Annotated in this window: 10 protein-coding genes; 9 read left to right on the top strand and 1 reads right to left on the bottom strand. The window is 64.6% G+C overall.

Annotated elements, in window-relative coordinates:
- Nucleotides 1–4 precede the first annotated feature (4 nt).
- The 4 genes from BLT09_RS20960 (at nt 5) to BLT09_RS20975 (ending at nt 5,788) form a co-directional block, all read left to right on the top strand.
- A complete protein-coding gene (locus tag BLT09_RS20960) occupies nt 5–1,174 on the top strand; it encodes an efflux RND transporter periplasmic adaptor subunit (RefSeq protein WP_031255018.1) in 1,170 nt (389 codons plus the stop codon).
- Between the two features lie 250 nt (nt 1,175–1,424).
- On the top strand, nt 1,425–2,531 hold the full coding sequence (locus BLT09_RS20965) for a mandelate racemase/muconate lactonizing enzyme family protein (protein ID WP_091596209.1): 1,107 nt from the start codon (nt 1,425–1,427) through the stop codon (nt 2,529–2,531).
- 358 nt (nt 2,532–2,889) lie between these two features.
- Entirely contained in the window at nt 2,890–4,212 is a 1,323-nt protein-coding gene (locus BLT09_RS20970; protein WP_091596150.1) for an NAD(P)H-dependent oxidoreductase, read from the top strand.
- 19 nt (nt 4,213–4,231) lie between these two features.
- Entirely contained in the window at nt 4,232–5,788 is a 1,557-nt protein-coding gene (locus BLT09_RS20975) for a xylulokinase (RefSeq protein ID WP_091596152.1), read from the top strand.
- Here BLT09_RS20975 and BLT09_RS20980 read toward each other — a convergent pair.
- Complete coding sequence (locus tag BLT09_RS20980) at nt 5,785–6,747, bottom strand: sugar-binding transcriptional regulator (RefSeq protein WP_091596154.1); 963 nt, start codon at nt 6,745–6,747, stop codon at nt 5,785–5,787. The two genes, BLT09_RS20975 and BLT09_RS20980, sit on opposite strands and share 4 nt — an antisense overlap.
- 433 nt (nt 6,748–7,180) lie before the next feature.
- On the opposite strand from BLT09_RS20980, the gene BLT09_RS20985 reads away from it, so the two are divergent.
- The 5 genes from BLT09_RS20985 (at nt 7,181) to BLT09_RS21005 (ending at nt 12,517) form a co-directional block, all read left to right on the top strand.
- Nucleotides 7,181–8,191, top strand: coding sequence for an ABC transporter permease (locus tag BLT09_RS20985; protein ID WP_091596156.1), 1,011 nt, complete (start codon nt 7,181–7,183; stop codon nt 8,189–8,191).
- A gap of 151 nt (nt 8,192–8,342) precedes the next feature.
- Nucleotides 8,343–9,281, top strand: coding sequence for a sugar ABC transporter substrate-binding protein (locus BLT09_RS20990; protein WP_091596158.1), 939 nt, complete (start codon nt 8,343–8,345; stop codon nt 9,279–9,281).
- Nucleotides 9,282–9,315: 34 nt separating this feature from the next.
- Nucleotides 9,316–10,824 (top strand): sugar ABC transporter ATP-binding protein, encoded by a 1,509-nt coding sequence (locus BLT09_RS20995; protein WP_091596159.1) that lies wholly within the window; start codon nt 9,316–9,318, stop codon nt 10,822–10,824.
- 134 nt (nt 10,825–10,958) lie between these two features.
- Entirely contained in the window at nt 10,959–11,723 is a 765-nt protein-coding gene (locus tag BLT09_RS21000) for an SDR family oxidoreductase (RefSeq protein WP_091596161.1), read from the top strand.
- Between the two features lie 8 nt (nt 11,724–11,731).
- The gene (locus BLT09_RS21005) at nt 11,732–12,517 is read left to right on the top strand and encodes an SDR family oxidoreductase (protein ID WP_091596163.1); all 786 of its coding nucleotides are present in this window, start codon (nt 11,732–11,734) and stop codon (nt 12,515–12,517) included.
- Nucleotides 12,518–12,549 lie beyond the last annotated feature (32 nt).

The raw sequence follows: 12,549 nt of genomic DNA on the forward strand, positions 1-12,549 counted from the left end.
GATCATGCGTAAATGGAAAATTGCGTTGGGAGCGGCTGTTGCCGTGGGGGCGGTCTCGATGGCCAGCGTCCACTTGCTCGACATGGGAAATTTCGGCCTCAACGCCGGCACGGCCGGGGCGGCAACGCCTGAGCCCGCGGCGCCCGAGCCCGCGGCTTTTGTCATGCCGGTGCCAGTGGTGAGCGTCGTCAAGAAGACGATCCCGATCTATCTCGACTATGCCGCTCGCACCGAGCCGATCCGCAGCATCACGCTGCAGGCGCGCGTGCCGGGGTATCTGCAGGAGCAGGTCGCGCCCGACGGCAGCGATGTCAAGAAGGGCGACCTTCTCTACAAGATCGCTCCAGAGGATTTCCAGGCTGCCCTTGAACAGGCGAAGGCTCAGGTCCAGCGCGACGAGGCAACGCTCGACTATGCACGATCCAACCTTGGTCGCGGCACCGAACTGGCCAAGAGCGGATACATCGCCAAGGATGCGTTCGACCAGCGCACCAGCAGCTTGCGCGAGGCCCAGGCATCGCTCGCCGTCAACCAGGCGGCTGTGCGGACCGCCGAGCTCAATCTGAGCTATTCAGAAATCAAGGCGCCGTTCGCCGGGCGCGTCGGCCGCAACCAGGCCTCGGTCGGAACGCTGGTCAGCGTCGCCGGCACAGTGCTCAACACGCTGGTGCAGCTCGACCCGATCTATGTCACCTTCAATCCGAGCGAAACGGATCTGGCACAGATCGAGGAAGCCCGCGCGACGGGACCCATCGATGTCGACGTCCTGCTTCCCGGCGATACGGAACCGCGCCAGAGAGGTCAGCTCACCTTCATCGACAACACGGTCGATCGCTCGACCGGCACCATCACCGCACGCGCGACGATCGGCAATGCCAAGTTCACGCTGCTGCCGGGCCAATATGTTCGTGTCAGGCTGCATATCAAGCAGCAGCCAGATGCACTGATGGTGCCGCAGACGGCATTGGGATCGAGCCAGCTCGGCAAGTATCTCTACGTCGTCGGCAAGGACAATACTGTCGACCAGCGCATTGTTTCGCTGGGGCCGACCAACGGCGACCTGGTGGCGATCTCGAGCGGCGTAGCGGAAGGCGACCAGGTGATAACAGGCAATCTGCAGAAGATCGGCCCGGGAATGCCTGTCTCGCCGCTGCCACAGAAACCTGCCACCTGATACCCCCCATCAGGCCCGGTCCAGCGGCGCCCCCGGCTATGCCGAGGGCGCCGTTTTGCTGAGCAGTTCGACAAGGCCGGCGACATCGGCACAGCTTCGAAGAATTGCTTGCCTATGTGCGCTGCCTCGAACAGTGTGTTTCCAGAGGCGTCGCGCCGGCCTGAGGCGCAACCGGCCTGACGGCAGTTGAGCCCCGCGGACGATGCAGGTTGGCGGCTTCGTCAGGGCGTCACAGCGACGGACAGAAAAATTGCGGATCAAAACCATCAAGGCCTACCATGTCGTGCAGCCCTTTGTGGACGGGCCCTACCGCATGTCCAAGGGGCGTGTCGCCGCCGCGTTCGACGCGGTGATCGTCGCAATCACCTCCGACAGCGGGCTGACCGGCTGGGGCGAGATGGCGCCGCTCGGCAATTTCTACTCGCCGGCATTCGCGGCCGGCACTCGCGCCGGCGTCATCGAAATTGCGCCGCATCTGCTCGGCCACGATCCTCGCGCCTTGGTCAGTATCGGCAGGCTGATGGATACGGTGTTCAAGGGCCACCCATACATCAAGTCGGCGCTCGACATGGCCTGCTCGGATCTCGCGGCACGCGCCGCCGACATACCGCTGGTGACGCTGCTCGGCGGGCGCGAGAGCGAGACGGCGGAACTCTACAAGGTCGTCACCCATGGCACCGTCGACGCGATGGCCGCACTGGCCAAGCGCATCGTCAGGGACGGGTTTCACCGGCTGCAGGTCAAGGTCGGCGGCAACGTCCATGACGACATCGAGCGCGTCACCGCGGTCGCCGCTTCAGTGCCGAAGGGCACCGTCATCTTCTGCGACGCCAATGCCGGCTGGACGCCCTATCAGGCGCGCCAGTTCGCTGACGCGACGCGCGCCATCGACTACACATTCGAGCAGCCCTGCACCACGATCGACGAATGCATGTCGGTGCGCCACTCGCTCGACAAGCCGATGGTGCTCGACGAATCCGTCGCCTCGCTGGACGACATGCTCGACATCCACCGCAAGGGGGCGGCTGACGGGCTGACGCTGAAAATCTCGCGGCTCGGCGGCGTGACCAGGACGCGCCAGATCCGCGACCTTGCCGTCGACCTGGGCTTCATGATCACCGTCGAGGACACCGGCGGCGCCGAGATCGACACATCAGCCATGGCGCATCTGTCGCTGTCGACGCCGGAGGAGCGCCGGCTGCACGCCATCGCCTTCCACGAATGGGTGACGGTGCGCACCGCATCGAACAAGCCGCCGGTTTCGGGCAGCCGCATGGGCATTCCGGACGGGCCGGGCCTCGGCATCGACGTTGTTCCCGACCTGCTTGGCGCGCCCTTCTTCGAGGTCGGCAGCTGACTGATATACTGGCATGCGCCGACTGAGCATGCCGGCCAGCGCTCTCTGTCGCGCGGCTTCGTTGTTAGCGATTGGCGCAGCGGCAGTTGAGCGGTCGTGAAACATTTTTTCGTCGCACTCGCTTGCTTGCGAGAAGGGATGTCACGGTCGTCGCCGCCTGCATCCAAGAGATCACCGCCTTCTGCGCCCTAGCTGACCGCGCTGCCAAGCCGCAAGCCAGGGCTTGCACAAATTAAATCACAGAATGTTTGCGGGGACGGCTGCCGAATTGCCGGTTGAAATATTTTTCATTTGGAAATAGGAATGTTCAAAATGATGGCTTCGACGCTGCGGCGCGTCAGGAACTGGAGGAAGCGACATGGCCCATCCGCAATTTGCAGCGGAACTTTTGCAGCGCGCTGAACAGCAGGGACCGATCACCATCGGGCTTGCCGGCGCCGGGCAGATGGGCACCGACATCGTCGTCCAGGTCGCGCTGATGCCGGGCATGCGGATCGGCGCCATTTCCGAGGTCAGGCCGCAGGCGGCGATCGATGCGGCGCTGCTCGCCGGCCACGACCGCTCGGATATCGTGCAGGCCGGCAATGCGGCGGCGATCGACCGCGCCATCGAGGCCGGCAAGATCGCGGTGACCGAAGATTTGCATGCGCTGGCGTCCGCCGGCCGCATCGACGTCATCATCGACGCGACAGGCAATCCCAACATCGGCACGCTGTTCGCGCTCGAAGTGATGAAGAACGGCAAGCATATCGTCATGCTCAACGTCGAGGCCGACATCACCATCGGCCGCTTCCTCAAGGAGGAGGCGCGCAAGGCCGGCGTCGTCTATACCGGTGCGGCCGGCGACGAGCCGGCCTGCACGCTGGAGATCATCGGCTTTGCCAGGAGCCTCGGCTTCAACATCATCGCCGCCGGCAAGGGCAAGAACAATCCGCTGAAGATCGACGCCATGCCGGCCGACTACGAGAAGGAGGCGGCCGAGCGCAACATGAATGCGCGCATGCTGGTCGAGTTCGTCGACGGCTCGAAGACGGCGATCGAGATGGTGGCGATCGCCAACGCCACCGGCCTGGTGCCCGACGTGCCGGGCATGCACGGCCCGACCGCGACGCTGGAGGAACTCGCCGGCGTGCTTTGCCCGCGCGAGGATGGCGGCGTGCTGCATCGCAAGGGCGTGGTCGACTATTCGATCGGCAAGGGCGTGGCGCCCGGCGTGTTCTGCATCATCGAGACCAGGCATCCGCGCGTGCTGGAGCGCATGATCGACCTCAAGGTCGGCAAGGGGCCGTATTTCACGATCTTCCGCCCCTATCATTTGACCAGCCTGGAAGTGCCGCTTTCGGCGGCGCGCGCCGTGGTCTACAAGCGCGCCGACATGGAGCCGCTCGACCATCCGGTCGCCGAGGCGGTGGCGGTTGCCAAGAGCGAGCTTGCCCCTGGCCAGTTGCTCGGCATGATCGGCGAGAACGACTATCGCGGCTTCGCCATGACCTGGGAGGACGCGCGCGCCCGCGGCGCCCTGCCGCTCGGCCTCGCCGAACGCGCCAAGGTGGTCAAGCCGGTCAAGACAGGCGATTTCCTCACCTATGAAAATTGTGTACCTGACGATTCGATGGTGATAACCCAGATCCGCCGTCGTCTCGACCAGTCGGACGGACGGTTCGTTACGAACGCCGCCTGATCCGCTGGATTCCCGCCTGATGGACGATGTCGTAATCGGGATCGACGCCTCGACCACGGCCGTGAAAGCGATTGCCTTCACGCGCGACGGCAAGGAGCTGTTCCAGGCGCGCGAAGCCTATCCGCTTTCAAATCCCAGGCCCGGCCATTTCGAGCAGGATGCCGAACATTGGTGGACCGCGCTGCTCGGCGCCTTGAAGCAGGTCGCTGAGGCGGTTGGCGCTGCCCGGGTGGCGGCGATCGCCATCGCCCACCAGCGCGAGACCTTCACGCTGATCGATCATGCCGGCAAGCCGCTTATTCCGGCGATCCTGTGGCTGGACGAGCGGGCGCGCCCGCAAGTCATTAGGCTTTCGGCGGAGCTCGGCCGCGAGACGATCCGCGACTGGAGCGGCAAACCGCCGGACCCGACGCCCGCGCTCTATGCGATCGCCTGGCTTGCCGAGCACCAGCCGCAAACGCTTGATGACGCAGCCGCACTCGTCGACGTGCATGGCTTCTTCGTCCACCGGCTGACCGGACGTCTGGTCACCAGCACGGCAAGTGCGGATCCGCTCGGGCTGCTCGACGTCAAGAATGGCACTTGGCACCCTGAGCTCGTCGAGGCCGCGGGGCTGCGCCCGGACCAGTTGCCGCGACTGGTCGCGCCCGGCGCGATCTGTGGCGGGCTTGGTGAAAGCGTGGCCCGGCTGATCGGGTTGAAGGCCGGCACGCCTGTTGTCGCCGGAGCCGGCGACGGCCAGGCGATGGGCCTTGGCATGGGCGTCTATGGCGACGGCAAAAACTATCTTTCGCTCGGCTCGGGCATCGTCAGCGGCTGTTACTCCCATGGGATCACGACGTCGGACGCGTTTCGAACGCTGGTCTCGCCGACCGGCTCGGGCTTCATGCTGGAGACCGTGCTGCGCTCGGGCATGCAACTGGTCGACTGGATCGTTCGCACCACCGGCTCGCCGTCGGCTGCAGCCCTGGAGAATGCAGCGGTCGACGTTGCCGCCGGCAGCGAGGGCCTGCTCGTCTTGCCGTATTGGGCCGGTGTGATGAGTCCCTATTGGGACGGCGCGGCGCGCGGCGCCATTGTCGGCCTGTCGCTCGACCATGAGCCGAAGCACCTTTTTCGAGCGGTTCTGGAAGGCATCGCCTTCGAGCAGGCGATCGCCAGCGAGGCAATGGAAACTCAAGCAGCGGAAACTCGGGCGGTGGAAACCCAAGCGGCGCAAACCCAGGCGGCGAAAACGCTGGCCGGCGGCAAACCGGCGGCGATGATCGCCGCCGGCGGCGGCACCAACTGCGCCCTGCTGATGCGGATCATGGCAAGCGTGCTCGAGCGGCCGCTCTCCGTCTCGCCAGTCAACGAAGCCGCAGCGCTCGGCGCCGCCATGCTGGCGGCTTCCGCCATCGGATGGTTTGCCTCGCCTGAAACGGCGGCAGAGGCGATGGCCGCGCCGCCGACCAGGCATGTCGACCCCGTCGACGGGCTGGTCTCCGGTTACCGTGCGCGCAAGGCAATCTACCGCGACCTCTATCAGGCGACGCGCGAGACCCATGTGCGGCTCGGTGAAGTCGGGCAGGTTTAGCGGTTGAGCAGGCCCTTGGCGGCGTCCTCGTCGGTGATCAGAACCGATATCCTGGTGTTGGCAAGCGCCGCCCGCATGATGGCGATTTTTTCCTGCCCTCCCGAGACCAGGATGATGGCCGGGATGTCCGACAGGTCCTGCAGCGGATAGGCGCAGACCCGGCGGTTGACCTCATGGTCGACGAGCCGGCCGTCGGCGTCGATGAAATGGCATAAAATATCGCCAACTGCGCCGGCCGCCTGAAGCTCTTCGAGTTCGCTGGGCTTGATGAAGCCGTAATTGGCGATCGGGCTGTCAGTGGAAAACGATCCGACGCTGAGCACGGCGATGTTTGCCCGGCGTGCACGGAAGACGACGTCCTGAACGCTGCGCTGGCTCATGAAGGCTTCGCGCTGCTCCGGCCTGTCGGCATAGACCGGCACCGGCAGCAGAAAGCACTCGGCGCCGATCTTTTCGGCGAATTCCCAGGCGCTTTCGGTCGGGTTGAGCGGCTGGGCATGGGTGAGGCCGCCCAGCATGGAAACCACCGTCGTCCTGGCGATCGGCCGCCGCGGCAATTCATTGATGGCGAATTTCAGCGTGCGCCCCCAGCCCAGCGCGATGACATCGCCGGCATTCACATTGTCGGCCAGATAGGCGCCAGCGGCATGGCCGATCATCAGCGGCGCGTTGCTTCGGTCGGCGGCCGACGGCACCACAACGGCCTGGCTGAGCCCAAAACGCTGTTTTAGAGCCTCTTCCAGCACCAGGCATTCGACGACGCTGTCACGGATGCGGAACTGGACGACGCCCTCCTCACGCGCGGCCGACAGGATGCGATGCACCTTGATGCGGCCGATGCCGAGGATCTCTGAAATCCTCTCCTGCGTCAGACCCTCGACATAGTAGTGCCACGCGGCACGGGCCTTCAGCTCGGCATCCGGGAAGCGCGAGGCCTTGTCATTGTCTGTCATCGCCATCTTTTTGCCCTCCCGCGGTCGTCCGAATCCTTAAATGCCATTCAAATGGCGTTATCCGACCAAGCGACGCGAAATTATTCTGCGTGCCCGGGATTCGAGATTCAGGACATCGACAGGATACCTCTACAACGTGAGTGAAAGCCAAAATGGTCAACATTTACTTCGTCTTGGCCGTCCTGCCCTGCTCAAGCAGCCGACATGAATCCGCAGGATGAGACCGGAGCTGAAAAACGCGGCATTTCATGCCCTTTCGTACGGCAAACCGGCTGGCGGCGCAAACCGGCTGGAATGATGCGGCGGGCCTTGACAATTTTCCGACGAACAGTTTAGCTGAACAAAATTGCATATCAAAGATAAATTGTTCACAGGGAGGTGCCTGGTGAACAAGAGTGAGCCGACGACGCATCGCCGGAGCGCTGATGGAGGAGACAAAATGGCTGTGAGCAACGGTGCAAGCGAGTTGAAGGCCGGCACAAATGCACAGGCCGCGGCGGGCGCGAAGCTTTCGGCGCTGTTCGCCGGAACCATGGGACCGCTAATCGGGCTGGTGCTGCTGTGCCTTGCGCTGTCGCTGACCACCGACACGTTTCTGACTGTCCGCAACATCCTCAACGTGCTCGACCAGGTCACCGTGCTCGGCATCATGGCGATCGGCATGACGCTGGTCATCCTGATCGGTGGCATCGACCTGTCCGTCGGTTCCGTGCTGGCGCTCGCCGCCATGGTGATGGGCTTCGTCGCCCATCCCGACCACCTCAATCTCGGCATGCCTGCCGGCATCGTCACAGCGCTTGTCGTTGCTGGGCTTTGCGGGCTGGTTTCAGGCCTGCTCGTGACCGTCACCAAGCTGCCGCCCTTCATCGCCACGCTGGCGATGATGTCGGTGGCGCGCGGTCTTGCCAACATGATCACCGACGGCTCGCAGATCATCGGCTTCCCCGACTGGTTCACCAGCCTGTCGATCATCCGCCATTTCGGCTTCCTGTCGGTCACCGTCGGCTTGATGATCGTGCTGGCCATCATCTTCGCGATCTTCCTCAACTATCGCGCGACCGGTCGCAGCCTCTACGCGATCGGCGGCAGCGCCGAGGTCGCCAGGCTGTCCGGCATACCGGTCAAGTCGCTGACCAACTGGGTCTATGCAGTCTGCGGCGTTCTGGCCGGGCTCGCCGGCATCGTGCTTGCGGCACGGCTTGATTCTGTCCAGCCGAGTTCCGGCTTCGGCTACGAACTGGATACGATAGCGGCGGTGGTGATCGGCGGCGCCAGCCTGTCGGGCGGCGTCGGCTCGATCGGCGGCACCGCCATCGGCGTGCTCATCATCGGCGTGCTGCGCAACGGGCTGAACCTGCTCGGCGTGTCGCCCTTCATCCAGCAGGTGGTGATCGGCGTGGTGATCGCGCTTGCGGTGGCCACGGATACATGGCGGCGCAGAGCTCAATGAAGACTGGCGCGCAATGAAGAGTGGGGCGCATTAAAGAATTCACCCGGATGTCCGGGCGAACACGGATCGGTGATCCGAAACTGGGAGTTGTTCGGCCAAGGGGCGCCGTGATGCGCCGGCAGGACAGATTGAACATCAACGGAGGAAAAACATGCTGACCAAACGTTCATTGCTGCTTGCTGCCGCAGCCGTCATTCCGCTGCTCGGACTGTCCGAGATGGCCTCGGCCAAGGAGGCCAAGAAGCTTGGTCTCGCAGTCGCCAACCTGCAGGCCGATTTCTTCAACCAGATCAAGCAGTCCGTCGAGGCCTATGGCAAGGAAAAGGGCATCGAGATCGTCACCGTCGACGCCAAGGGCGATTCGGCGACCCAGGTCAGCCAGGTGCAGGACCTGATCACGCAAAACATCGATGCGCTGATCTACATCCCAGCCGGCGCCACCGCCGCCACCGTGCCGACCAAGACTGCCAAAGCCGCCGGCATCCCGGTCATCAATGTCGACCGCAACGCCGAGGGCGCACCCGGCGACACCTTCATCGCCACCAACAGCGTCGCATCGGCCAAGGCGGTTTGCGACTACATCGCCAAGCAGGCCGGCGGCAAGGGCGAGTTGATCATCATCCATGGCCAGAAAGGCACGACGCCCGAGGTCGACCGGTCGAAGGGCTGCGGCGAAGCGCTGAGCGCCTATCCCGACATCAAGGTGGTCGGCGAGCTATGGAGCGAAGGCTGGCACCAGGACGAGGGCTTCAAGCTGACGCAGGACCTGCTGCAGTCGCATCCAGACGTGTCGATCGTCATCGGCCAGGCCGATGCGCTGGCGCTCGGTGCGGCGCAGGCGGTCAAGGTCGCCAATCCCGGCCACAAGGTCTGGGTTGCCGGCTTCGACGGCGACGTGGCGGCGCTCAAGGCGCTGAAGGGCGGCGTCTTCGACGTGACTGCGACGCAGCAGACACAAGGCATGGGCCGGCTTGCCGTCGATGCGGCGATCAAGCTGGTGGCCGGCGAAACCGTTCCCGCAGAACAGCTGCAGGATGCGACGCTGACCACCAAGGACAATGTCGACCAGTTCATCGCCAAGCATCCCTGATCCCAGACATTCCTGATTATTGACGAGCGGAACGATGTCCCTGGATCCCAGCCATACGCAGACCCCGCATCTGGGGCTCTTCGTCAGCGGCCTCTGCAAGAGCTACGGACCGGTGCAGGTCCTGGCCGATGCGAGCTTCGAGGTGCGGCCGGGAGAGGTCGTGGCGCTGCTTGGAGAAAATGGCGCCGGCAAGTCCACCGTTTCGAACATCATCGCCGGGTCGACCAAACCCGATGCCGGCAGCATCGCATGGCGGGGGAAGCCGTATTCCCCCGCCTCTCCCGCCGCGGCCATCGACGCCGGCGTCGGCATGATCCACCAGGAACTGAAGCTGCTGCCGGATCTGTCGGTTGCCGAGAACGTCTATGTCGGGCGCCTGCTGATGCGCGGCGGCCGCATCGACCGCGCGGCCATGAATGCGCGGGCATCGGCCCAACTGAAGCGGCTCGGCCTCGATGTCTCGCCGGAACGCAAGGTCGGCACGCTGCGCATCGCCGCCCAGCAGCAGGTCGAGATCGCCAAGGCGCTGACGCTCAATGCCGAGCTTCTGATCTTCGACGAGCCGACAGCGGCACTTGGCAGTGAGGAAACGGAGCTGTTGTTCAAGCAGATCCGCAAGCTCAAGGCGGAAGGCATGTCTTTCATCTATATCAGCCACCGGCTGGACGAGGTCGCTGCGATCGCCGACCGCGTCGTGGTGATGCGCGACGGGCGCATTGTCGCCCGCCACGAGCGCGCCGACGTTCCGGTGCGCACGATAGTCGAGCAGATGGTCGGCCGCAGCGTCGAGCGGATGTTCCCGCCGCTGTCGGAGCCGGGCAGCGAGGCGTTGCTCGAGGTCGACAACCTGTCCTCGCCGGAACGCAGTTTTCAGAATGTCAGCTTTTCGGTAAGGGCCGGCGAAATCCTTGGCATCGCCGGGCTGATCGGCGCCGGCCGCACTGAGCTGGTGCGGGCGATTGCCGGCGCCGATCCGATTTCCTCGGGGTCGGTGCGTATCGCCGGCAAACCGGTGCACCTCACTGGCCCGGCGGCGGCGATCAAGGCCGGCGTCGTGCTGGTGCCGGAAGACCGCAAGGCGCAAGGCGTGGTGCTCGACCAGACCATCGGCGAGAATCTGGCGATCGGCAATTTCGACCATGTCGCGCCGAATGGCTGGGTGTTTCCCAAGGCGGTGCAGAAATTCGCCGAGGCCGGCATCGGCCGGCTCGGCGTCAAGGGCCGGCCTAACCAGGCGATCAGCAAGCTTTCCGGCGGCAACCAGCAGAAGGTGATCATCGCCAAATGGATCTCACGGCCACCCAAGGTGTTCATCCTGGACGAGCCGACACGCGGCATCGACGTCGGCGCCCGCGCCGCGATCTACGATGTCATCGCCGAACTCGCCCGCTCCGGCATGGCGGTGGTGGTGGTGAGCTCCGACCTCGAGGAAGTGCTCGGCCTGTCGCATCGCGTGCTGGTGCTGAGCCGTGGCCGCCAGCGTGGCATTCTCGACCGCAGCGAAGCAAGCAACGTCGCCGTCATGGAGCTCGCCACAAGCTGAGGGCGGCATAAAGGATCGGAATAGAGCGCAGCAGGTGGTATCCTCCCAGGCACCGGACCGCGCGGGGCGCCAGTCAGGACTGGCGCCCCTTCCTCCCCAGGGCAGCGCCGGCGGCTCAACAGGAAAACATTTCGATGAAACTATTCGATCTTCATGGCGACGTTGCCCTCGTCACCGGCGCCGGCAGCGGCATCGGCCAGGCAATCGCCATCGGCCTGGCCGAGGCCGGCGCCGATATCGCCTGTTTCGGCCATGCCTCGAAGGGCGGGCTGGACGAGACCGCGCACAGGATCTCGGCGCTCGGCCGCAAGGCACTGGTGCTGACCGGCACGGTGACCTCAGAGGCCGATTTGGCAGCGGCGATCGAACGCACGGAGAAGGAACTCGGCGCGCTGACCATCGCCGTCAACAATGCCGGCGTCGCCGGGGCCGAGCCGGCCGAGACGTTGTCGCTGGAGACATGGCAGAAGCTCTACGACGTCAATGTCAGCGGCGTGTTCCTGTCCTGCCAGGCCGAAGCGCGCTTAATGCTGACGCGGCGCAAGGGCTCGATCATCAACATCGCCTCGATGTCGGGCTCGATCGTCAACCGCGGCCTGACCCAGGCGCACTATAATTCGTCGAAGGCCGCCGTCATCCACATGTCCAGGAGTCTCGCCATGGAATGGGCCGATCGCGGCCTGCGCGTCAACGTCGTCAGCCCCGGCTACACGCTGACGCCGATGAACAAGCGGCCGGAGGTCGCCGACCAGGTCAGGATCTTCGAGCGCGACACGCCGATGGGGCGGATGGCGGCGCCGGAAGAGATGGTCGGCCCGACCGTGTTCCTGGCCAGCCGCGCTTCGAGTTTCGTAACCGGCATCGACCTGATCGTCGATGGCGGCTTCGTCTGCTGGTAGGAGAGAACATGCAGAAGCGGTTCGAGGGAAAGACGGCGGTCATCACCGGCGCCAGCGGCGGCATTGGCGCGGCCATGGCCAGGCGCTTCGCGGCTGAGGGTGCTGCTGTCGTCGTCAGCGCCATCGACCCTCGCGTCGACGAGGTCGCCGCCGGACTGAAGGCGGAGGGCGCCAAGGTCGCATCGCTGCGTATGGACGTGACCAGGAAGGACGAGGTCGCCGCCCTCTACGATCTGGCCGAACAGCAGTTCGGCCGCGTCGACATCTCCGTGCAGAATGCCGGCGTCATCACCATCGCCAGGATCGAGGCGATGACCGAGGCCGAATGGGACAAGGTGATGGCTGTCAACACCAAGGGCGTGTTCCTGTGCTGCCAGGAGGCGATCGCCCGCATCCGCAAGCATGGCGACGGCGGCCGGCTGATCAACACCGCTTCCGGCCAGGCGCGCCAGGGCTTCATCTTCACACCGCACTATGCCGCCTCGAAATTCGGCGTCGTCGGCATCACCCAGAGCCTCGCCAAGGAAGTGGCCAAGGAGAAGATCACCGTCAACGCGATCTGCCCCGGCATCATCGATACCGACATGTGGGCCTACAACGACGCCGCATGGGGCAGACTGATGGGCGACTACAAGCCCGGCGAGTTGATGGCCGAATGGGTGAAGAACATCCCGATGGGCCGCGCCGGCAGCGGCGAGGATGTTTCGGGCCTGGTCAGCTTCCTGGCCAGCAGCGACGCCGCCTACATCACCGGCCAGACGATCAATGTCGATGGCGGCCTGATCATGTCGTGAGGCGCCACCGCTTCTTGCCTTCTCCCCTTGTG

The organism is Mesorhizobium muleiense (assembly GCF_900099905.1).
In the GTDB taxonomy this organism is placed as follows: domain Bacteria; phylum Pseudomonadota; class Alphaproteobacteria; order Rhizobiales; family Rhizobiaceae; genus Mesorhizobium; species Mesorhizobium muleiense.

What these genes read in the sequence shown, in the direction of transcription:
- BLT09_RS20960 (WP_031255018.1), top strand. Translation starts at nt 5, where the DNA reads ATGCGTAAATGGAAAATTGCGTTGGGAGCGGCTGTTGCCGTGGGGGCG.
- BLT09_RS20970 (WP_091596150.1), top strand. Translation starts at nt 2,890, where the DNA reads ATGGCCCATCCGCAATTTGCAGCGGAACTTTTGCAGCGCGCTGAACAG.
- BLT09_RS20975 (WP_091596152.1), top strand. Translation starts at nt 4,232, where the DNA reads ATGGACGATGTCGTAATCGGGATCGACGCCTCGACCACGGCCGTGAAA.
- BLT09_RS20980 (WP_091596154.1), bottom strand. Translation starts at nt 6,747, where the DNA reads ATGGCGATGACAGACAATGACAAGGCCTCGCGCTTCCCGGATGCCGAG.
- BLT09_RS20985 (WP_091596156.1), top strand. Translation starts at nt 7,181, where the DNA reads ATGGCTGTGAGCAACGGTGCAAGCGAGTTGAAGGCCGGCACAAATGCA.
- BLT09_RS20990 (WP_091596158.1), top strand. Translation starts at nt 8,343, where the DNA reads ATGCTGACCAAACGTTCATTGCTGCTTGCTGCCGCAGCCGTCATTCCG.
- BLT09_RS20995 (WP_091596159.1), top strand. Translation starts at nt 9,316, where the DNA reads ATGTCCCTGGATCCCAGCCATACGCAGACCCCGCATCTGGGGCTCTTC.
- BLT09_RS21000 (WP_091596161.1), top strand. Translation starts at nt 10,959, where the DNA reads ATGAAACTATTCGATCTTCATGGCGACGTTGCCCTCGTCACCGGCGCC.
- BLT09_RS21005 (WP_091596163.1), top strand. Translation starts at nt 11,732, where the DNA reads ATGCAGAAGCGGTTCGAGGGAAAGACGGCGGTCATCACCGGCGCCAGC.